Below are 21,178 nucleotides of genomic sequence, written 5' to 3' on the forward strand. Positions count from 1 at the left end.
GCCGCTGGCTCCTTCAGAGGTAGAGCGCGACCAGGTCTCCGATCCGCTCCCTCAGGTCGAAGAGATCGTCGCTGTAGGGCGAGAGCTCTCGCAGCTTTCCGGCGATCTCCGGCGCGCCGCACTCGCGCTCGATCCACTTCGAGAAATCGTTCTCCTTGGGGCCGACGCGAAGCGGCGCGACCACGAAGTGGTGGAAGATCGAGTCAGGGCCGACGGTGCGGACCTTCGCCGCAAAGTCGCGCAGCGAGGTCGCGACCACGCCGGTCGGAAACACGACGCTCCGCGCTTCCTGGAAGAAGAAGCTCGAGAGTCCCGGCACGTGCGGGATCGTCTCGACCGCCCCCACGTGATGCTCCACGACTTCGACGATCGCGTCGCGGACCGCGCGGACGGTCCCGAACTCCAGCGGGTCCAGGATCGCAAGGCGCTCGGCGAGGGTCTCCTCGTGGAGGGTCGTCCACGCCCACCGCGCAAAGTCGTTCACGAAGGCGGCGGCGGCGGTGTGGCGGCGAAAGAGCGCGTGATGGACGTGGTAGAAGATCGAGCTGCCGGGCACCCGCTTCAGCCAGCGCAGGAGCGTCCTCAGATTGTCGGCGCGATAGCCGGTGTAACGCGCCATCACAGCGGCGCTCTTGAATTGGAAGCCCCGGGATTCGTCCATCCTATGGCTCAGGTTGCGTCCCGACGCCGGATCGTGCATGCCACGCGGCATCCGGGCGCATGGCGGGCCGGCAGAGCGCCGCTCGGAACTTGGTGGGCGTTTCCTTAAAAAAACGCCCTCTGCGCGCCTGGCCGAGGCACTTTTCCGGGCGGTCGACCAAGCCGCAGGGCTGACGGAATGGATCGGACGTGAGCCGAAGCTCCCTTGCCGCCCTCGCCCTCGCCGCCTCGATGGCCCTGCACGCGGGCGGCGCCAAGGCGGACGAGCTCCGCTACGACCTGGTGCCCGACGGCGCCATCACCCTGGGTGCAGTCGGCCTGCTGGCCGCCGATCGCCTCCTGCAGCCCTCGCTCGCCCCTGACCACTGCAACTTCTGCGGCGGCAACGCCTTCGATCGCTCGCTCACCGAGAGCCTGCGCTGGGAGGACCATTCTCTGGCCGCGAAGCTCTCGGACCTGGGCGCCTTCGTCCTCCTCCCGGCGAGCGCCATGGGCTACGCCTTCATCGCCGGCGGCGGGCACGCCGGACTCCGGGACACGCTCGTCCTCGTGGAGACGACGGCCCTCACCATCGTCGCCGTGGATGCGATCAAGTACTCGGTCGCGAGGCAGCGCCCGATGGTCCTCTACCTCCCGGAGACCGAACCCGCCCGACTCCGGCATCCGCGCGAGGCCAACGTCTCCTTCCCATCCGGCCACTCGGCCATCGCCTTCGAGCTCGTGGCCACGACCGCGACCCTCGCCGACCTCCACGGCCGCGATCCGCTGCCCATCTGGCTCGTGGGCCTGCCCATCGCTTCGACCGTCGCCTACCTGCGGGTGGCCGGCGTCTGGCATTGGACCACCGACGTCCTGGCAGGCGCCGCCATCGGCACGGCCGCGGGCGCCTTCCTTCCCAGGCTGCTCCACGGCCGCAGCGATCGCCGTGCCTCGTCGGCGGGCACCACCGCGACACCTCTCGTCCTGGGCGGGACCTGGTAGCCGGATACGCCTGGTGCGCCGATGGGAGTCGAGGGATTAGAAGAGGATCGGGCTTCACCCGAACGAGCCAGCGGTCTCCCCTCGCTCGAAAGGATAGACCGATGCGACCCCTGCTCCTCGCCTCCACCCTCGCGCTGCTGCTCGCCGGTTGCGCCACGACCGGTCCTCACGGGACGTCCGCCCCGGGTTTGGACCCCGAGCTGACGAACTTCCCTTATCCCTTCGAGACGCACGTCTTCGCGATCGAGTCGCAGCGCGAACGGCTCCGGATGGTCTACATGGACGAGCGGCCCGCCGACTGGAACGGCCGGACGGTGCTCCTCCTCCACGGGAAGAACTTCTCGGGCGCCTACTGGGCGCCGACGATTCGCGCACTGACGGCGCGGGGGTTCCGCGTGGTGGCGCCGGATCAGATCGGCTTCGGCAAGTCGAGCAAGCCGGATCGCTACCAGTTCTCGTTCTCCCAGCTCGCGCTCAACACGATGTCGCTACTCGACTCGCTCCAGGTGCAACGGGTCGTGGTGGTGGGACACTCGATGGGCGGGATGCTCGCGAGCCGGATCGCGATCGACCATCCCGAGAGGACCGAGCAGCTCGTCCTGGTGAACCCGATTGGCCTCGAGGACTACCGCGCGCTCGCCGGCTACCGCTCAATTGACCGGAACTACGAGCAGGAGCTCGAGGCCACCCCGGAGAGCATCCGCGCGTACCAGCAGCAAAACTACTTCGCCGGCAAGTGGAAGCCGGAATACGACCCGTACGTCGAGATCCTCGCGGGCTGGACCGAGAGCCCCGAGTACCCCCGCGTCGCCTGGGACGCCGCGCTGACGACCGACATGATCCTCACCCAGCCGGTGGTCTACGAGTTTCCGCGGATCACGCGGCCGACGCTGCTGATCATCGGCACCCGGGATCGCACGGCGCTCGGCCGCGGTTGGGCGCCACCGGACGAGGCTCCGACCATGGGTGACTACACCGTGCTGGGCAAGCGGACGGCACGCGCGATCCCCGGCGCGCGCCTCGTGGAGCTGGAGGGCCTCGGTCACATCCCGCAGGCGGAGGACTTCGACGCCTACTTCGCGCCGCTCGTCGAGTTCATCGAGAGGCGGTGAGCTCAGGACGAGGGCGAGAGCCGTGTGAACCTGGCGCCGGGGCGGTCGTCCGTCAGGGCGACGCTGCCTCCGCGACGCTCGGGATGGCGCCGCGCATCTGGAGCACCTCCATGCGCAGCGTCGCGCCCGCGTCGACGAGGAGGCGGGAGAGCCAGGCGTCCTCCTCCACGAAAATCGAGATCCGGGGTGCGTCCGACGGCGTCAGAGCGAACAGCTCTTCCACGATTGGGCGGACGAGGGAGGGGGACCGGCAGCGGAACACGCTCGCCCCGGAATAGGCCGGATCGAAGAGCGCGAGGGCCGGCGCGGGATCTCCGGCGTGCTCCGGCGCGACGAGGCGGACCACGTGCCGGCCGGGCGCGCGGAACCTGCGAATCGAGCCCGGGAGCAGATTCCAACGAAGCTCCAGCGCCTCCTCCTCGTCCGGATCGACCTCCGCCCGTATCCATTCCGGATTGGCGCTCGGCAGGCTGGACAGGGCCTCTCGCCCCAGCCAGTTCAACCACGCTGGATAGACTTTCGAGAGGCCGAAGGCGCGATAGAGCCGAAGCGCAGGCTCGTTGGCCGGACGGACGTGGAGCCGCCAATTGCGGCTACCCGCGGCGTGGAGCCTCGCGGCAAGCACGCGCATCAGATGGTCGCCCACGCCTCGTCCCCGGGACTCCGGGTCGACCACCACGTGCGACACGTGCGACCACTCGCCGAACGACCAGGCGTAGCCGTAGCCGACGCGCTTCCCCTCCGCCTCGAGGATGACGGTGTTCGGCGCGTACGAGGCGAGCCACCTCTCCTTGGAGGGAACGGGATCGTCGCTCGCGAGCTCGCTCAGGCAGCGAAGGAAGAACTCGTAGTCCGCGGCCTCGGCGGTTCGCGCCGTCCAGTGCGGTTCAATGGGTGTCGAGACCTCGTACATGGTGTCCTCCGCTGAGGCGGGAAGGATACCGCATCGGTCGCGTTCACCTGCGGTCAGAGCTGCTTGAGCTCGCCGATGAGCTCCTGCAGCACCTTCTTGGCGTCGCCGAAGATCATCATCGTGTTCGGCTGCTCGAAGAGCTCGTTCTTGATGCCGGCGTAGCCCGCGCCCAGGCTGCGCTTGACCACGAAGACCGTGCGAGCGTGGTGCACCTCGAGGATGGGCATGCCGAAGATGGGGCTGTCCTTCTTGACCAGGGCGGCCGGGTTCACCACGTCGTTGGCGCCGAGGACGATGGCCACGTCGGTGTCGCGGAGCTCGGGGTTGATGCGGTCCATCTCCCAGAGCTTCTCGTAGGGGATGTCGGCCTCGGCGAGAAGCACGTTCATGTGTCCGGGCATCCGGCCTGCCACCGGATGGATCGCGTAGGTGACCGCGGCGCCGCGCTTCTCGAGGAGCTCGCCGAGCTCGCGGACGGCGTGCTGAGCCTGGGCCACCGCGAGGCCATAGCCGGGCACCACGACCACCTTGCGGGCCGCCTCGAGGACCATGGCGGCCTCCTCGGCGCCTGCGCTCCGTGTATTCGAATACTCTCCGGAGGCGGCACCTTCCGCCGTCGCCGAGTCGCCGCCGCCGAAGCCGCCGAGGACCACGGAGACGAGCGAACGGTTCATCGCCTCGCACATGATCCGAGTGAGGATGATGCCCGCCGCGCCCACCATCGCGCCGCTGATGATCAGCAGGTTGTTGCCGATCACGAAGCCGGTCGCACATGCGGCGAGGCCCGAGTAGGAGTTCAGCAGCGACACGACCACGGGCATGTCGGCGCCGCCGATCGGGATGACCAGGAGCACGCCGAGCGCGAGGCTCGCTCCGAGGAGCCCCCAGGCGGCGACCGCGCCTTCGGCGGGATCGCCGACGGTGTAGCTGAAGGCCAGGCCCAGCGCGACGGAGGCCGCGAGCAGGACGAGGTTCAGCGCGTGCCTCCCTGGCAGGAGGATGGGGCGACCCGGGAGGCTGCCGTTCAGCTTGGCGTAGGCGACGACGCTGCCGCTGAACGTGACGCCGCCGATGAGGATCGAGAGGAACGCGGTGAGAGCCTCGGCGCCGCCCATGAGCGACGCGGCGGTCCCGGCTCGGGACGGCTCGACGATGTCTACCCAGTAGATGGAGATCGCCACCAGGGCGGAGGCGGCGCCGCCGAAGCCGTTGAGGATGGCCACCATCTCGGGCATCGCCGTCATCGGCACCCGGACGGCGATCACGGCGCCGATCGCGCTGCCGGCAACGAGGCCGGCGAGGATCCAGCGGTAGTCCACCCAGCCGAGCTCGACGAGAGTGCCCACGATGGCGAGGAGCATGGCGAAGGCGGCGATCCCGTTTCCTTGCCTCGCGGTGCGGACCCGGGCCAGCCGCTTGAGCCCGAAGACGAAGAGGATCGCCGAGACGAGGTAGATCAGGGCGACCGCGATCCCGACGGCGCCGCTCATCCCCTCCTCCCGAACATCTTGAGCATCCGGTCGGTGACCCAGAAGCCGCCCACCACGTTGATCATGGCCAGCGCGATGGCGACGGCCCCGAGCACGTTGCTCACGGAGACCTCGGCGGTCTTCGCCGTGTAGAGCGCGCCGACGATCGTGATCCCCGAGATCGCGTTGGCGCCGCTCATCAGCGGTGTGTGGAGGGTCGCGGGGACCTTGTTGATCACCTCGAAGCCGACGAAGACCGACAACACGAAGACGTACAACCCGATCAAGAGGGGGCCCATCACCATGTCACGCTCCTTCTTCACGAGCTCTCAAGCGATCCTGTCCTGCGGCCTCCCGGCGTCGCAGCGAACCTCACCACCTCGTGTGACGAGCATGGCCCGCGCGATCTCGTCGGAGAGATCGATCGCGCCTCCCTTTGCGACGAGGGAGGCGACCTCTGCGACATTCCGCGCGTAGAGCATGCTCGCGTCCTCGGGGAGCGTGGCGGCCAGGTTCTCCTGTCCGATGATCCGGACGCCGCTGCGCACGACGTCCTCCCCGGCCACGGAGAGCTCGCAGTTCCCGCCCTGCTCCACGGCGAGATCCACGATCACCGCGCCGGGCCGCATCCGCGACACCATCTCCGCCGTCACGAGGCGGGGCGCAGGCCGCCCCGGCACGAGGGCGGTGGTGATCACCACGTCGGCCGCGGCGATCTTCGCGGAGAGGATCTCCTGCTGCTGCCGCAGGAACGACTCCGTGACCTCCTTCGCGTAGCCGCCCTGCCCCTCGCCGCTCTCGGGCATGGGCAGATCGATGAAGCGCGCGCCCAGGGATTCGACCTGCTCCTTCACCGCCGGGCGGATGTCGGAGACTTCCACCGTGGCGCCGAGGCGACGCGCGGTGGCGACGGCCTGGAGGCCCGCCACGCCGGCGCCCATCACCACGACCTTCGCCGGCTGGACCGTGCCGGCGGCGGTCATGAGCAGGGGGAAGTACTTGCCGAGGCTGCCCGCGGCGAGGAGCACCGCCTTGTAGCCCGCGATGCTCGCCTGGGATGAGAGCGCGTCCATCTTCTGCGCGCGGCTGATCCGGGGCACGAGCTCCATCGCCAGTGCGGACGCGCCTCGCTCGGCGAGCTTCGCCAGGGCGTCGGCGCTCTTGTGGGGCGCGAGGAGCCCGACGACCACCGCTCCGGCGCGGACCGCGCCCGCCTCGGTCCCGCCGACGAGCTCGTTGTGCGCGATCGGCCCCACTTTGAGGATGAGGTCGGCGGCGCCCCAGTCCTCGGCGCCACCGCCGACGATCCGGGCGCCCGCGTTGCGATAGCCCTCGTCCTCCAGGTGGCAGCCGTGCCCGGCGCCCCCCTCGACGAGGACCTGCATCCCCTCCTTCACCAGCCTCTTGACCGTCTCGGGCGTTGCCGCGACGCGGCGCTCCCCCGGGCGCCGCTCCCTCGGTACGAAGACCGTGACCATGGCGAGTTCACCCCCGGTTAATCGAACGAGTCGCCCTTCTGCCGCCTCTGCCAGAATCGCCCAACCTCGCCGAGCCCGTCGCTGGCGTCGGCGGCGGCGCTCTTCGCCGCCATCTTCTCGACCCTCGCGCGGATCGCCTCCCACTCGGTCTCGGGGACCGAGGCGAAGGCCTCCACCACCATCGGATCGAATTGCGTCCCGGCGCAGCGCCGGATCTCACGGAGCGCCACGTCGAAGGGCTGCCCACTTCGATAGGGCCGGTCGGAGCGGATCGCGTCGAGGGTGTCCACCACCGAGAAGATCCGCGCCCCGATGGAGATCGCCTCGCCCGCCAGGCCCGCGGGATAGCCCTTTCCGTCCCAGCGCTCCTGGTGCTGCAGCACGATCGTCGAGGCGCCGGACAGGTACTCGATGGAGCGCAGGAGCCGGAAGCCGATGGCCGGATGCTCCTTCATCTCCTCCCACTCGGTCGGCGTGAGAGGGCCGGGCTTGAGCAGCACCGAGTCCCGCACCCCGATCTTGCCGACGTCGTGGAGGAGCGCGCCCATCTCCACCTCGTCGAGCTCCTCCTGCGGGAGACCGAGCGCCTCGGCGAGGCGTCTCGCATAGAGCGAGACGCGCCGGCTGTGCCACTGCGTCTCCATGTCGCGGTAGTCGAGGGCGTTGATCATCCCCTCGAGGAGGTCGCGCGTGCGCTCCTCCACGAGCGAGCGGAGGTTGCCGTTCATCCGCTGGAGCTCGGCGTTCTGCTCGTGGACCATGGCGGTGAGCCGCGCGTGCTGGCGCTTGAGCTCGCCGACCTCGTAGGCCTGGCGCACGGTGGTGATCAGGTCTTGGTGGTTCCACGGCTTGGAGAGCAGGCGGTAGACCTCTCCGCTGTTCACCGCATGGGCGGCGACCCGAAAGTCGTTCGCCGCGGTGAGCAGGAGCCTCGGGGCGTCCGGGCAGATCCGCCGGGCCTCGGTGAGGAACTCGACGCCGTTCATCCCCGGCATCATGTAGTCCGAGATGATCAGGGTCGCCGGGCGCTCCCGGAGCTCGCCCAGGGCCTCCTCCGGCGTGTTCTTCCCCGTGACGTGGAAGCCCTGCGCATCGAGCACGCGCTGCAGCGCGCGCAGGATCAGCACATCATCGTCCACGACGAGGACGCGTCCCAGCTCCATGTCGGTGAATCTCCCCTCTCGTTACGAAAGTGGAAGTCTACTCCGAGAGCGGCCGGTTCCCAACGGGCAAGTGACCCCTCGGAACCGCTCCCGTCCACCGGGACCGCAGCCGATCCCCGGCACACTTCCGGACAGTCCCGAGCCGGAGGGGGATGCACCGCTCCGTTGCCCCGGTCGAAACCGCGTGGTACGCATTTCGGGTGCCAACCCAGGAAACGTCGGAGTCCCTGCCCGGGGCCGAGTCAACGGGCGCAATCATGACCGCCTCCGAGATGCGCGCGGGCGATCGGGTCGTCTATCCGAAGCAGGGCGTCTGCCAGGTGCTCGGCCTCGAATCCAAGGAGATCGCGGGCCAGCGTCTCGAGTTCGTCTCGATGACGCGGGAGGAGGACAACGCCACCATCCTGGTCCCGGTGGCGAAGGTCCCCTCGATCGGCCTGCGGCGGGTCGCGGACTCGACGGAGATCGTCGACGTCTTCGACCTCCTCGCCTCGTCCTTCGACGATCCCGAGCTCGACTGGAAGGTGCGCCACCGCCTCCACGGCGATCTGCTGAGCGCCGGCGGGATCCTCGGCGTCGCCGAGGTGCTGAAGGCCCTCCAGGGGCTCGCCAACATCCGGCCGCTTCCGCCCAAGGAGCGGGAGCGCTACGACGCGGCTCGGCACCTCCTCGTCGCCGAGGTCGCGGTCTCGCTGGGCGTGCCCCTTTCGACGGCCGAGGACTTCATCGACCTGGCGCTGCTGCCGCCGCCGGGGACGGTCAGGCCTGCCGCCAAGCCTCGCCGCCTCGCCGAGCTCCCGCCGAGGCCCAGGCTGCCGGCTCGCACCAGGGGCCGCCGCGGCGAGGGTGAGGAGCTCGAGGAGCTCGAGCTCGAGGAGGAGCTGGAGTTCGAGGAGGAGCCGATCGAGGCCGAGGCGGGCGAGGAGCCCGAGGCCGAAGCGGAGGAGCCCGCCGAGGAAGAGGTCGAGGAGGCCGGCCCCTCCCGGAAGGCCGCGGCGCGCGCTCCGAAGAAGGCGGCCGCCGAAGCCGGCAAGAAGGCGCCCGCGCGAGCGAAGAAGGCCGCGCCGGCGAAGAAGGCGGAGGAGACCGAGGCGCCGGAGAAGCCCGCTGCCAAGAAGCCTGCCGCGAAGAAGGCCGCCCCTGCGGAGAAGCCCGCTCCGGCGAAGAAGGCGGCCGGCGCGAGCAAGGCCGCGAAGGCCGAGGCTCCTGCGGCCCGCACGGCCCCCATGGCCGAAGCAGCCGCGAAGAAGCCGGCCGCTCGCAAGACCCAGAAGTAGGAGGACGGCGTGATCCGCGTGGTGACCCTCGACGGCTTCCAGGACGGCGACGTCGACGCCCTCTGCAAGCTGCTGTTCCAGGCATTCAACCTCGGCGCCGAGCTCGCCGGGGAGCTGCCGCTGCCGGAGGAGGCCCGCCGCCAGGATGGCACCTACGACGCCGCGCTGCTCCTCGACGAGGCCGAGACGGTGAAGCTCGTCGCGGACGACAAGCTCCTCTACGTGACGCACTCGTCGCTCTTCCAGCCGAGCGGACCTGTCGGCACGCCGCCGACCCACGGCTTCGCACAGTTCGGCGGCCAGCGCGCGGTGGTGACCACGTCGCTCTTCCCCAAGGTGCTGGAAGAGGGCTCGGACGAGTTCCGGAAGCGCCTGGCCAAGCAGGCGGTCCACGAGATGGGCGCGCTGTGGGAGCTCCACTCCTGCATCGACCCCAAGTGCTCGATGCATCCACCCTGGACCGAGGGCTTCGCTGCCAACCACGAGCCGGTGCTCTGCACGTTCTGCCGCGAAAAGAGCGAAGAGCGCATCCGGATGGCGAAGACCTGAGCTCGGCGCTCCCACGCCGTTCCATCGCGGCGCGGGAGAGGGTCGTTGCCCGGGCGCGTAGGAGTGGAAATCCTACGAGCCTCCCCCAGCCAGGAGCGCCATCGTGGATCGCCTGCCCTCCCGCATCTTCAGCGACGAGATCGACCTCTACACGCGCACCTACGCCTCGCTGCTCCGCAGCACCGGCGAGGTCCGCGTCCGCGCCTTCGAGGAGGCGCATAGCTACAGCGACTCGAGCCTCCACGCCGGAGCGCGGGCGCTGACTCCCGACGTCGCGGCCTTCGCCTACAGCGCGGCGCGGCTCCCGGCCTGCATGGACAGCATCCGCCTCGTGGTGATGGGCCAGTCCCACGAGATCTTCGAGGCCGCCGGCTTCGAGGTGGGCGGCTGGGAGACGGTGCGCACACGCGGCCGCAGGCGCCCCTTGCGCTGGGACGGCGGCGAGGTCCTCGCCGCGTTCATCACCAGCACGAGCGACATTGACGATCTGGTGCCGATCCTCACCGCCTACCAGATCGAGTGGAACAAGCTGCATCACTCGCTGAGCCAGAGCACCCTCGGGCAGCTGCTGCAGAACGCCGACGCGTCCTCGCCGGTCTCGGTGGCCCCGGAGGAGCTCGCGACGGTCCTGGGCCTCGACGCCCAGGGCGTGGACACGTTGCAGGCGGCCTTCGGCGAGAGCTGGGATCGGGGGATCCGCGCCATCGCCACGCGGCGGTCGGACCTCGCCGTGAGGCTCCTCGCGGGCTCGTTCTCCCAGTATCAGCGCGCTTCACAGAGATGGTGGACCGGCGTCGACGCGGGCTACCTGCAGGAGGAGAGCCCGAGGCGGCGCCCGGTATACTTCGTTTCCTCCAACACCCACTCGCTGTCGAACCTCCTCGGAGGCTACGCCCAGGCCCACCAGGGCGAGATCGTCGACTTCGCCCGGCGCAAGAACCCGGAGAACCTGGCGCCGCGCCTCGAGAGGGCGCTGGCATCCGGCGCCGCCGACGAGGCGAGCAACATCCTCTACTACCTTCTCCGCGAGCTGATCCACGACGAGCATGGCGCGGCGAAGCGCCTCGAAGACGTGCTCCGCTTCGATGCGGAGAGCGGCATCTCCACCCTGGCGAGCCCCGGCAAGATCGACGTCACCGCCCAGATCTTCGAGCTCTCCAAGCTGCGCCCGGAGCGCATCGACCCGCGCCTGCGCGAAGAGGGCCTCGAGCGGCTCTCGAAGAGCAACGCCGTCATCGTCAACATCGACTATCCGCTCGGCATGGCCGCGTACCACCATCTGTCGCGGCTGGGCCAGGGCGTGGGAGAGATCTTCGGCGTCTACGTTATGGGCAAGGCCGCGACGCTCAACGGCAGGGTCGGCGACGCGATGATCTCCACCGTCGCCTACGACGAGCACTCGCGGAACACCTACCTCCTCGCCAACTGCTTCAGCGCCGCGGACGTGCAGCCGTACATGACGGAGGGCACGGTCCTCGACAACCAGAAGGTCCTCACCGCCCGCGGTCCCTTCCTCCAGAACCGCCAGTACATGAGCACCTTCTACCGCGAGGGCTACACGGTCCTGGAGATGGAGGCGGGCCCCTACCTCGACGCGATCTACGAGCTCGTGAGCCCGGGCCGCCACCCGAACGATCAGATCGTCCACCTGTCGAACCTGACGCCGTTCGACGTGGGCATCCTCCACTACGCGTCGGATACGCCCTACTCGCGCAGGCAGAGCCTGCTCTCGAAGAGCCTCTCGTACTTCGGGATGGAGAGCACCTACGCCTGCGCGATGGCGATCGCGCGGCGGATCCTCCGCACCGAGATCGCACGGCTCGGCGAGTAGAGGGCGCTCTCGCTCGCCCGCGCCAGGACTACACGAGCGAGCGCACGATCCGCTCGCAGTCGTCGGCCGTGAACGGCCTGGGGTTCGTGCGGTGCGAGGCGTCCTCCACCGCCTTCTCCACGATCGCCGGGATCATGTTCGGCACCACCCCGACGTCGGAGAGCTTGGGTGGGATCCCCACCTCGCGGCAGAGGCTTTCGATCCGGGTGCACGCCCGGTCCGCCAGCTCGCGATCGCTTCGGCCCTTCCGATCCTCGCCCATGGCCTCGGCGACCCGGGCGAACCTGGGATGGGCCTGGGCCTCGTTGAATCGGCAGACCGCGGGGAGCACGACGGCGTTGGTGAGGCCATGGTGCACGTCGGCCACCGCCCCCACCGCGTGGGCGATGGCGTGGGCGGCGCCGAGGCCCTTGGTGAGCGCGATCCCGCCCATCATCGCGGCGGACATCATCTCCGTCCGCGAGGAGAGGTCGCCGCCGTTCTTCATGACGGCGGGGAGGGCCCTCGAGGCGAGGCGGATCCCCTCGATGGCCAGTGCGTCGGCGAGGGGGTGGTCGCCAAGGGAGACGTAGGCCTCGAGACAATGGGTGAAGGCGTCCATCCCCGTCCACGCGGTAGGCTTGGCGGGCAGGCCCGTGGTGAGCTCGGGATCCACGATCGCGCAGGTGGACATGAGCCGCGGGCTGAAGAGCACCGTCTTACGCTTGGTGTCGTCGAGGAGCACGACCGCGCTGCGGGAGATCTCGCTTCCGGTCCCGGCCGTGGTGGGGATCGCGATAAGCGGCGGCAGCTCCCCGGTGACGAAGCGCCCGCCGTCCGCGGCGTCGTCGTAGCGGGAGAGCGGCTGCGGGTGGTGGACCGCGAGGCGGATCGCACGCGCGGTGTCGATCGGCGCGCCTCCGCCGATGCCCACGATGACGTCGGCGTCCAGCTCCCGGAACGCGGCGACGCCCCGCCACACGTCGGACTCGATCGGGTTGGAGTGGATCTCGGAGAAGACGCTGTGCGCGAGCTGCGCCTCCTCGAGCATCCTGCGGACGTGGTCGATGATCCCGGCGTCGATCACGCCGCGATCGGTGACCACCAGGACCTTGAGGCCGCCCGCGAGGCGGACCTCCTCGGCCAGCTTGCCGATCGAACCCGCGCCCCAGACGACGCGGGTGGGAAACGAGAATCGAGTGGGCATCTTCGGCCTTTCGCGCTCCCTGGAGGGAGCTCAGATGATCTCGAAATAGCGCTCGAGCTCCCAGCTCGTGACCGCGCGCTGGAACTGCCGCGCCTCCCACTCCCTCGTGCGCAGGTAGTGATCGACGAACTCCGCCCCGAGCAGCTCGCGGGCGTGCTCGCTCCGGTCCAGCCGCGCGATCGCCTCCTCGAGGGTCCGCGGGAGCGGGTGGGCTCCGCCGGAGGAGGCGTCGGCACGGGACGGCGGCGGCGGCTCGAGCTCCCGCTCGATGCCATGGAGGCCGGCGGCGAGGAGCGCCGCCATGGTCACGTAGGGGTTGGAGTCGGCGGCCGGCTGGCGGTGCTCGATCCTCGTGGCGTCGCCTCCGGTGATCACCCGGAGCGCGCACGTGCGGTTCTCGTGGCCCCAGCTCGCGTTGAGCGGCGCCCACACGCCGGGCACGTAGCGTTTGTAGGAGTTCACGGTGGGGGCGACGAGGGCAGTGAGCTCGGGCATGAGCTCGACCTGTCCGGCGAGGAAGTGCCGCAGGGTGCGCGAGATCCCGCCGGGCGCCTTCGGATCCGAGAAGAGGTTTCGCTCGCCGTCGAGGCTCCACAGCGACTGGTGCACGTGCCCGGAGCAGCCGGGGAGCTCCGCGTTCCACTTGGCCATGAAGCAGGCCATCACCCCGTGCTTGCGGCAGAGCTCCTTGGCGGCGGTCTTGAACAGCGCGGCGCGGTCGGCCGCCTCGAGGATGTCCCCGTATTCGATGGCCGCCTCGTAGACGCCCGGCCCCGTCTCTGTGTGGATCGCCTCGACCGGGATCCCGAAGCCGCGGCACCCCTCCACCAGCTCGTGGACCAGGGCGGCGTTCTCGGAGCTGCGCAGCCAGGAGTAGCCGAACATGCCTGGTGTCAGCGGGCGCAGGTCGCGGAAGCCCTTGCCGTGCACGCTCTCGGGCGTCTCGCGGAAGAGGAAGAACTCGAACTCGTAGCTGTACTTCGGCGCGAAGCCGAGCTCGCGGGCGCGGTCGGTCACCCGGCGCAGGAGCGCCCGGGGCGAGGCCGGATGAGGCCGGTCGCGCTCGTCGTAGAGGTCGAGGAGGAAGGCCGCCGTGCCGGGCTCCCAGGGGATCGTGCGAAAGGTCGAGAGGTCCACACGGGCCTTTGCGTCCGGGTAGCCCGTGTGCCAGCCCGTGACCTGCACGTTGTCGTAGAGGCGGTCCGAGCAGTCCCAGCCGAAGACCACGTCGCAGAAGCCCATGCCGCTCTTGGCAGCCGACGCGAGCTTGTCGAGGGAGACGTATTTGCCGCGGAAGACACCGTCGACGTCGAAGAGCCCCAGCTTCGCCGTGCTGAGCCCCTCCGCCCGGAGCCGCCGCTGCAGGCTCTCCGGCCCAGCGCCCTTCCCCGCCCGCTCAGAGCGTGTGAAGAAATCGGTCCCGCGTGAAGCGGGCCCGACTTCTTCAGCCGCGCTTCGCGCGATCGCACTTTTCTTTGGCTCCGCCTCCGGCTTCGCGTGCGCAGAACCGCTCTTCTTTTTGTCTGCTCCGCCTTCGGCTCCGCGAGGCTGCCTGGCCCTGCGCGCCTGCGTCCCCGACCCCCCGCGATATCGCCTGGTCGCCATGAGCGCCTCCCGGCTCCCACGGGGTGCGGCCGGGCGAGCCGGCGCTTACGTTAGGCACCCGGATCGGAGCCGAAAAGTGACCCTGCCGCGCCTCCTCCTGCTCAAGGCGGGAAGCACCCACCCCGACGTGGTCTCAGCCTGCGGCGACTACGACGAGTGGTTCCGGCGCGCGCTGCCGGGAGGGCAGTCGAGGTGCGAGACGGTCGCGGTATCGGAAGGCGCCGAGCTCCCGTCGCCCGAAGGCTACGGCGGGGCGATCATCACCGGCTCGCCCTCCGGCGTGCGCGACGAGGCGCCCTGGATGGAGCGGCTCTCCGTCTGGGCCCTCGGCGCCGCCGACGGGGGCCTTCCGATCCTGGCGGTCTGCTTCGGACACCAGCTCCTCGGCGAGGCCCTCGGCGGGCGGGTCGAGGCCTCGCCCCGTGGATGGGAGCTCGGGAGCGTCGAGGTGGATCTCTCGCCGGAAGGCCGGGACGATCCCCTCTTCGACGGCCTCCCCCCTCGCCTGGTGGTCGGAGCGACCCACCGCGACGAGCTCGTCCGTCCGCCGTCCGGGCTCGGCGCGCGTCGCCTGGCGTCGAATGCCCACTCCCCATGGCAGGCGTTCTCCGCAGGGCCGCGGATCCGCGCGGTGCAGTTCCATCCGGAGGTGGACGCGGCGATCGCGAAGCGGGTGCTCGCCGTCCACGGGCTCGACGAACCCGTGCGCCAGAGCGACCACGGCCGGAGGATCCTCGCCAATTGGGATCGTCACTTCGTGCGACGGTGTTCCTGATGGCTCGGCGGCTGCTTGATCTCGGTGGCGAGCGTCAGGCCCTCCCGGAGAGCACCAGCACCCGCGGCTCGGTGTAGTCCTCCATCGCGTAGCTCAGTCCTTCGCGACCGAGCCCAGACGCCTTCACCCCGCCATACGGCATGTTGTCCTGACGGAACGTGGGATAGTCGTTCACGATCACACCGCCGACCTCGAGCTCCCGCCAGGCCTTCCGCGTGCGGGCGAGGCTGTCGGTGAAGACCCCGGCCTGCAGGCCGTACTGCGACTCGTTCACCGCTCCGAGCACGGCGTCGAAGTCATCGAAGGGCTCGAGGAGGATCACCGGCCCGAAGACCTCCTCACAGGTGATCCGGGCGTTCGAAGGCACCTTCTCGAGGATCGTGGGCAGCACGAAGGAGCCCCGCCGACCGCCGCCGTGCACCGTGGCGCCGCCCCACTTCGCCTCGTCGATCCAGCTCTCGATCCGCTTGGCGTGCCCCTCGTCGATGACGGGCCCCACCACCGTGTCCTCCCGGGACGGGTCGCCCACCTTCAGCGCGTCGACCTCGGCGCGGAGCGTCTCGCGGAACGCCTCGTACACCGACGCCTCCACGTAGATCCGCTGCACGGCGATGCAGACCTGACCGGCGTAGACCATGCCGCCGTGGGCGCAGCGTCTCGCCGCCCAGGCCAGGTTCGCGTCTGCGCAGACGATCGCCGCGGCGTTTCCCCCCAGCTCGAGCACCACCTTCGCGCGCCCCGACTTCGCCTTGAGGGCCCAGCCGACGGGCGCGCTCCCGGTGAACGAGAGGATGGCGACCCGCCGATCGGTGGCGAGGATCTCGGCCACCTCGTTGCCGCAGGGCACCACCTGGAACAGGCCGTCGGGCACGCCCAGGCCGTGGACGATCTCCGCCAGGATGCAGGCTGCCGAGGGCGCCTGGGGAGGCGGCTTCCAGATCACCGGCGACCCGACGGCCAGCGCGGGCGCCACCTTGTGTGCGCCCAGGTTGAGCGGGAAGTTGAACGGGGAGATCGCGACCACCACGCCCGCGGGAACGCGCCGGGTGATCGCCTCGTAGCCGACCGTGGCGGGGTCGAGGTCGATTGGAACCACCTTGCCCGCAAAGCGGGTCGCCTCCGCCGCCGCCAGCGTGAAGGTGGCGATCGCCCGCTTCACCTCGGCGCGGGCGATGGCGATCGGCTTGCCCGCCTCGTCGCAGATCGATCGCGCGAGCTCCTCCGCGCGCTCGCGGATCCCGTTCGCGACCCCTTCGCAGAGCTCCCGCCGGCGCCCGGCCGGGAGCGCCTGTCCCGCGCGCCTCGCCGCGAAGGCCGCCGCGAGCGCGCCCGCAGCCTCCCCCGGTCCCGCCTGCGAAACCCGCGCGACCACGCGGCCGTCCCAGGGGCTGCGGATCTCCCGAACCTCGTTTCCCTCGGGGAAGGCACCGGAGATGTAGGGGCGCCTGAGCGGAACGTTCATCCTTGGGCCTCCGAATGCGCTCCTATCTACCAGACCGTGGAGGCGCGCGCCGGCCCGCCGCTCGACCCGAATCGGGATTCACAGCGTGTGCGCCGCGTCGGCCCCTTCAGCGGCACTCCGTGTCGCAGATCCCGTCGTTGGGAAGACACGCCCTGGCGACCTCGGTGCCGGCGTCGTCCCGGATCGACTTGCAGAAGAAGCCCTTCGCGCACTCCCGCTCGGCACACGAGGGAGCGCAGGCGCCGGCGTGGCAAGAGCCGCCGGGGCCGCAGGCCGGATCGAGCCCCTCCGTTCCGCACGGGGCGCAGTAGCGGGCGACGCGGTCGTCGTAGGCGGGCACGCAGCGGTTCCCCTCGCAGGCCTCGCAGATCGCGCAGACATCGGAGGTCTGACAGACGCCGGCGCCCGAGGCGCAGAGGCGCTCCGGCCCGCACCAGGTGTTGGGTGGGCAATCGGCGTTCGTCTCGCAGCCGTCCCGGCAGGCCCACCGCTGGTTTTCGTAGTTGCAGAGCTGCCCCATCGGACAGTCCCTCGTCGACGCGCACGTCGGCACGCACTCTCCCGCCCCGCCGGGAGCCGTTCGGCAGACCTTCGTCCGCGCACAGTCGTCGTCGGTCGTGCAGGTCTGCACCTTCTTGCAGATCGCGTTCACGCAGCGCATGCCCTGGGCGCAGTTGGCGTCGCCGAGACAGCTCGGCACGCACTCGAGCCTGGCGGGATCGCAGGCCTTGCCGGCGACGCAGCCCGGCTGCCGCGCGACGCAGCGGCGTGTCGCCGGCTCGCAGAGCTGGTCCCGTCCCTCACAATCGGCCGTGCTGGTGCACTCCTGCAGGGTGTCCGGGTTGCAGGTCGCGAGGGAGTCGCAGCTCTCGTCGGGGACGCACTGGCCATCGGCGCAGTGGGTTCCATACAGGCAGGGATTGCTCGTGTCGCAGGCCCTTCCGCAGAAGGCGGTCGCGGCGCCGTCCAGCCGAATGCAGGCGTTGCCCGCTCCACACTCCTCGTCGCGCTCGCACCTTCCGCAGTAGGGCGTCGGGACCTTGCAGACCCGGATCGGCACGTCGCACCACTGTCCTCGACCGCAGTCGTAGCTCGTGGTGCACCCCGGCACCTTCGAGACGCAGCGGCCGCTGAAGGGGTTGCACTTGAGGTCGCCCTGGCAGGAGTCGTCGGAGGTGCAGATGCAGATGCGCCGCCCCGGATCGCAGACCAGGCCCGACCGGCACTCTGCGCGGACCGAGCACGCCTCGCCCGCCTCGAGGAGCTGCGAGCCCCCTTTGGAGCCGCCGGCCTCGGGCGCGGTGCATGCGGCGAACCCGAGGGTTGCAGCCAACACGCCGATCCAGAGCCGGAATCCCGTCCTCATCATCCCCACCGCCTGAGGCGATCGTACGGCCGCCCGGAAATCCCAGTCAATCGGCCCAGGTGGCTGGTGTCAAACGGTCAGAGCGGGTGAGAAGCGCTCCTTTTCATTTGCTCGCCTCCGGCTCGCGAGAGTTCGTGACTTCTTCACGAACTCTCAGTCCCCTTGGTTGACCCCATCGTTCGCGGCCTTTACAAGTTCGACGTGAAGCCAATCCGCACCGTCGGAAGCCCCTCCTCCGCGCCGAGTCGCGCGGTCCTGGTCCGCGTCGCCGCCCTCTGGCTCGCGATCGCCGTGGCGCTCGTGGCCTTCCGGGGCGTCCTCTTCACCTTCGGCGGAGCGCTCCTCATCGCGTACCTCGCCGAGCCGATCGTCACCCGGCTCTCTTCGAAGCCGATCGGCGGAAGGACGCTTCCCCGCTGGGCGGGGATCCTCGCCGTCTACGCGGCGCTCTTCCTCCTCGTCTACGCCTTCTCGATCGCGGCGCTCCCCCAGCTCTATCGCGAGCTCGTCCGCCTGGTGGCAGAGGCCCGGGAGCTCCTGAACGAGCTCACCCCCGCCAAGATCTCGGCCTATACCCGGGCCGCTGAGGAGTGGCTCGCCTCCCGCGGGATCCCGATCGTCTTCGGCGACGGCGAGCCGCTACCCGCTCCGTCCGACTCCGGCCCGAAGCTCCACTTCGACCTCGAGGCCACGCTCCGATCGATTGCCCTGACGAGCTCCACCTGGGCCCGCACCCACCTGATGGAGGTGGTCGGGGTCTCGCAGCGGATCGTCACGCACCTCGTGGGCGGGATCTTCCAGCTCTTCTTCATGCTGATGGTGGCGGCCTTCGTCCTCCTCGACCCGGCCCCGATCCGCTCGTTCTTCCGCAGCCTCGTCCCCGTGCAGTGGGGCGCGGGCTTCGATTCCCTCCTCGCGCGGATCGACGACAAGCTCGCCGGCGTGGTCCGGGGGCAGATCCTCATCTGCCTGGTCAACGGGGCGCTCACCCTCGTCGGCCTGCTGATCCTGAAGGTGAAGTTCGCCCTGATCCTCGCGACCCTGGCGACCTTGCTCTCCTTCATCCCGATCTTCGGGACCGTGATCTCGACCGTCCCCATCGTGCTGGTGGCCCTCACCCAGTCATTTGGTACGGCCCTCGGGGCGCTGGGATGGGTCCTGGGAATCCACGGCCTCGAGGCCTACCTGCTGAACCCGCGGATCCTCGGCACCTCGGCCCGGATCCACCCGGTGGTGATCGCCTTCGCCCTCCTCGCCGGGGAGCGGACCTTCGGCTTCGCCGGCGCCCTCTTCGCCGTTCCCGTGGCCTCGATCCTCCTCGCGGTGTTCCTGCACTTCAAGGAGCGGGCGGATCGGCTCCAGGCGGAGGAGCTGGGCGCCGACGTCCAGTCCGACGCCAAGGAGAGCGCCGAGGCGGGCTCCTGAGCCGCAGCTGAGCGAAGGGTGGGCTCGTCCCCAGACCGGGGCCGCTCGCCTTCCTCGGCCGCTCCTGGGCCGCCGCGGGCCCGGTTCTCCCCTGGCCCGTTACGCCCCGAAAACGAAATGGGCCCCCTGCCGGAGCCGGGAGCCCATTGGTTCGCGCCTGCGAGGCGGGCCCTGGGGACCCGCCATGCGGTGCGCTACTTCTTCTTGTTCTTGTTCTTCGAGAGCTCGGTCAGCTTGGCCTTGGCGTCCTTGCCGGCCTGCTGCCCAGGGTACTTCGCCGCCTCCTCGAGGAAGGTGGTCCCCTCGGGCGCGAGCCCGAGCTCGAGGAAGGAGAGCCCGAGCTTATAGAGCGCGTCCGGGAGGAAGCGGCTCTTGGGCCAGACCTCGCGCACCTTCTGGTACTCGAGGACCGCCGCCCGGTGCTTCTTCTCCGCGACGAGGCTGTCGCCGACGAGGAGCTGGGCCTGAGGCGCCAGGTCGTCGAACTTCCACTTCTCGATGAACTCCTGGAAGAGCATCCGCGAGGTGGCGTAGTCGCCGCGATCGTGGTGGCCCTTGGCCAGGTCGAAGAACTTCTGCTTGTCGGTGGGGCGCTCGACCGAGCCCAGGGCCTGCTTGGCCTCGAGCTTGCGCAGCGCGTCCTCGCCGCCGAGGGCGGCGACCCGTCGCTCGAGCTGCTCGAAGCGCTGGGAGACCTCCTCGAAGCGCCAGGTCACCTTCTCGAGCTCGCCCCGGAGGAGCTGGACCTTCCGGACCAGGTCGTCCGTGGAAGCCGCCACCTCCGCGGTCGTGCGGGTGGCCGACTTCGTCATGCGGTCGAGGGTGCCGTCGAGCTCGTCGATCCGCTCCCCGAGGTTGCGCCGCGTCTCGTCCTGCTGAGCGCGGTTCTCGCGGGTGGCGTTGTCGAGCGTCTCGACCCGATCCTCCAGGCGGTTGCCCAGCCAGATCGGGTAGCAAGCGGCCGTCCCCCAGAGGAGGACGGCCACAGGGATGAGGCGAAGTCCGCTCATCGAGAACTACCGGGCGACGGTGAACTCGACGCGGCGGTTGGCGGCCCAGGCGTCCTCGTTGGAGCCGTAAGCGGCCGGGCGCTCCTTGCCGTAGCTCACGGTGCGGAGGCGGCCGTTGTCGATGCCGAGGTTCGAAAGGTACTTCTTGACGGCCACGGCGCGCTTCTCGCCGAGGGTCATGTTGTACTCCTCGGTGCCGCGCTCGTCACAGTGGCCCTCGAGGGTCACCGCGGCGTTCCCCGCCTTCTGGCGGAGGCAGTCGGCCAGGCCGTTGAGCGAGGTGCGGGCCTGGGTCGAGAGCGAGTACTCGTTGAAGGCGAAGCGGATGGGATCCTGCGGGCAGATGGGGCCCACGGCGACGCAGCGGCCCTCGATGCAGTTGCTGCCGGCGCGGCAGTCGTCATCGACGGAGCACTCGGCCTTGGGCTGGCAGGCGCCGTTGTTGCACATCATGTTCGGGCCACAGGCGTCGTCGCTCGCGCAGGCGACGCAGGAGCCCGACTGGCAGACCTTGCCGCCCGAGCAGTCGCGGTTGGAGTAGCACTCCGCGGCCGGGACGCAGCGGTTGCCGCCGCCGGTCTGGACCTCGCACTTGAAGCCGGCCTTGCAGTCGGAGTCGGCGCCGCACTCCTCACAGAGACCATTCACACAGACACCGGAGTGTCCGTCGGTGTTGCAGTCCCCGTCATCCGAGCACTTCGGATACTTCGAGGGACATCCGGCCAGGAGACCAACGAGAGCAGCGGCACCAATCGCAAGAAGGAAACGGTTCGTCATCGGTACATACCTCCGATATTTGGCGGCTTTCTAGGCCAGGGTTCGACGGATGTCAACTCGACGGACATTCGCCTCCGAGCCCGCCCTTCGCTACCGGCGAAGCACGAGCGTTCGATTCCTGACCCTTCCATGGAAATGA

Annotated in this window: 19 protein-coding genes; 7 read left to right on the forward strand and 12 right to left on the reverse strand. The window is 69.8% G+C overall.

Annotation, left to right across the window (positions count from 1 at the left end; translation table 11 throughout):
• Positions 1–13 precede the first annotated feature (13 nt).
• Positions 14–712, reverse strand: coding sequence for a DUF5752 family protein (locus tag AKJ08_RS11075; RefSeq protein WP_338062163.1), 699 nt, complete (start codon positions 710–712; stop codon positions 14–16).
• Positions 713–849: 137 nt separating this feature from the next.
• Here AKJ08_RS11075 and AKJ08_RS11080 point away from each other — a divergent pair, with 137 nt between their 5' ends.
• Together AKJ08_RS11080 and AKJ08_RS11085 are read left to right on the forward strand one after the other, a co-directional pair.
• Complete coding sequence (locus tag AKJ08_RS11080; RefSeq protein WP_050726125.1) at positions 850–1,641, forward strand: phosphatase PAP2 family protein; 792 nt, start codon at positions 850–852, stop codon at positions 1,639–1,641.
• Positions 1,642–1,742: 101 nt separating this feature from the next.
• Positions 1,743–2,753 (forward strand): alpha/beta fold hydrolase, encoded by a 1,011-nt coding sequence (locus tag AKJ08_RS11085; RefSeq protein ID WP_050726126.1) that lies wholly within the window; start codon positions 1,743–1,745, stop codon positions 2,751–2,753.
• A 52-nt stretch (positions 2,754–2,805) separates the two neighbouring features.
• On the opposite strand, the gene AKJ08_RS11090 is transcribed toward AKJ08_RS11085, so the two are convergent.
• From AKJ08_RS11090 to AKJ08_RS11110, 5 genes are read right to left on the reverse strand one after another with little or no spacing between them, the layout of a single operon-like run.
• Positions 2,806–3,666 (reverse strand): GNAT family N-acetyltransferase, encoded by an 861-nt coding sequence (locus AKJ08_RS11090; RefSeq protein ID WP_050726127.1) that lies wholly within the window; start codon positions 3,664–3,666, stop codon positions 2,806–2,808.
• A 53-nt stretch (positions 3,667–3,719) separates the two neighbouring features.
• Positions 3,720–5,156: an NAD(P)(+) transhydrogenase (Re/Si-specific) subunit beta gene (locus AKJ08_RS11095; protein WP_050726128.1), complete on the reverse strand. Its 1,437-nt coding sequence runs from the start codon at positions 5,154–5,156 to the stop codon at positions 3,720–3,722.
• A complete protein-coding gene (locus tag AKJ08_RS11100) occupies positions 5,153–5,458 on the reverse strand; it encodes an NAD(P) transhydrogenase subunit alpha part 2 (RefSeq protein ID WP_276202166.1) in 306 nt (101 codons plus the stop codon). The genes AKJ08_RS11095 and AKJ08_RS11100 overlap by 4 nt, the downstream gene beginning before the upstream one ends.
• Before the next feature lie 6 nt (positions 5,459–5,464).
• Positions 5,465–6,613, reverse strand: coding sequence for a Re/Si-specific NAD(P)(+) transhydrogenase subunit alpha (locus tag AKJ08_RS11105; protein ID WP_050726130.1), 1,149 nt, complete (start codon positions 6,611–6,613; stop codon positions 5,465–5,467).
• A 17-nt stretch (positions 6,614–6,630) separates the two neighbouring features.
• The gene (locus tag AKJ08_RS11110; RefSeq protein ID WP_050727539.1) at positions 6,631–7,770 is read right to left on the reverse strand and encodes an HD domain-containing phosphohydrolase; all 1,140 of its coding nucleotides are present in this window, start codon (positions 7,768–7,770) and stop codon (positions 6,631–6,633) included.
• 263 nt (positions 7,771–8,033) lie between these two features.
• Here AKJ08_RS11110 and AKJ08_RS11115 point away from each other — a divergent pair, with 263 nt between their 5' ends.
• The 3 genes from AKJ08_RS11115 (at position 8,034) to AKJ08_RS11125 (ending at position 11,433) form a co-directional block, all read left to right on the forward strand.
• A complete protein-coding gene (locus AKJ08_RS11115; RefSeq protein WP_169788808.1) occupies positions 8,034–9,053 on the forward strand; it encodes a CarD family transcriptional regulator in 1,020 nt (339 codons plus the stop codon).
• A gap of 9 nt (positions 9,054–9,062) precedes the next feature.
• Positions 9,063–9,602 carry a zinc metalloprotease gene (locus AKJ08_RS11120; protein ID WP_050726132.1) on the forward strand — a complete coding sequence of 180 codons (540 nt, stop codon included), beginning with the start codon at positions 9,063–9,065 and terminating at the stop codon, positions 9,600–9,602.
• Positions 9,603–9,705: 103 nt separating this feature from the next.
• The gene (locus tag AKJ08_RS11125; protein ID WP_050726133.1) at positions 9,706–11,433 is read left to right on the forward strand and encodes a DUF6909 family protein; all 1,728 of its coding nucleotides are present in this window, start codon (positions 9,706–9,708) and stop codon (positions 11,431–11,433) included.
• Between the two features lie 28 nt (positions 11,434–11,461).
• Here the strand turns inward: AKJ08_RS11125 and AKJ08_RS11130 are convergent, their stop codons facing one another.
• Positions 11,462–12,619, reverse strand: coding sequence for an iron-containing alcohol dehydrogenase (locus AKJ08_RS11130; RefSeq protein WP_050726134.1), 1,158 nt, complete (start codon positions 12,617–12,619; stop codon positions 11,462–11,464).
• A gap of 30 nt (positions 12,620–12,649) precedes the next feature.
• A complete protein-coding gene (locus AKJ08_RS11135; RefSeq protein WP_082343069.1) occupies positions 12,650–14,224 on the reverse strand; it encodes a glutamine synthetase family protein in 1,575 nt (524 codons plus the stop codon).
• 76 nt (positions 14,225–14,300) lie between these two features.
• On the opposite strand from AKJ08_RS11135, the gene AKJ08_RS11140 reads away from it, so the two are divergent.
• The gene (locus tag AKJ08_RS11140; RefSeq protein ID WP_050726135.1) at positions 14,301–14,999 is read left to right on the forward strand and encodes a glutamine amidotransferase-related protein; all 699 of its coding nucleotides are present in this window, start codon (positions 14,301–14,303) and stop codon (positions 14,997–14,999) included.
• 34 nt (positions 15,000–15,033) lie between these two features.
• Here AKJ08_RS11140 and AKJ08_RS11145 read toward each other — a convergent pair whose 3' ends face one another.
• Complete coding sequence (locus AKJ08_RS11145; RefSeq protein ID WP_082343071.1) at positions 15,034–16,461, reverse strand: aldehyde dehydrogenase family protein; 1,428 nt, start codon at positions 16,459–16,461, stop codon at positions 15,034–15,036.
• 106 nt (positions 16,462–16,567) lie between these two features.
• Positions 16,568–17,830, reverse strand: coding sequence for a Dickkopf N-terminal cysteine-rich domain-containing protein (locus AKJ08_RS19305; RefSeq protein WP_050726136.1), 1,263 nt, complete (start codon positions 17,828–17,830; stop codon positions 16,568–16,570).
• Between the two features lie 198 nt (positions 17,831–18,028).
• Here AKJ08_RS19305 and AKJ08_RS11155 point away from each other — a divergent pair, with 198 nt between their 5' ends.
• Positions 18,029–19,252, forward strand: a complete 1,224-nt coding sequence (locus tag AKJ08_RS11155) for an AI-2E family transporter (RefSeq protein WP_169788810.1) — start codon at positions 18,029–18,031, stop codon at positions 19,250–19,252.
• A 194-nt stretch (positions 19,253–19,446) separates the two neighbouring features.
• Here AKJ08_RS11155 and AKJ08_RS11160 read toward each other — a convergent pair whose 3' ends face one another.
• Complete coding sequence (locus AKJ08_RS11160) at positions 19,447–20,262, reverse strand: tol-pal system YbgF family protein (RefSeq protein WP_050726138.1); 816 nt, start codon at positions 20,260–20,262, stop codon at positions 19,447–19,449.
• A gap of 6 nt (positions 20,263–20,268) precedes the next feature.
• Positions 20,269–20,910, reverse strand: a complete 642-nt coding sequence (locus tag AKJ08_RS19820) for an OmpA family protein (protein WP_205624712.1) — start codon at positions 20,908–20,910, stop codon at positions 20,269–20,271.
• Positions 20,911–21,178 lie beyond the last annotated feature (268 nt).

This window comes from Vulgatibacter incomptus, from assembly GCF_001263175.1.
GTDB lineage: Bacteria > Myxococcota > Myxococcia > Myxococcales > Vulgatibacteraceae > Vulgatibacter > Vulgatibacter incomptus.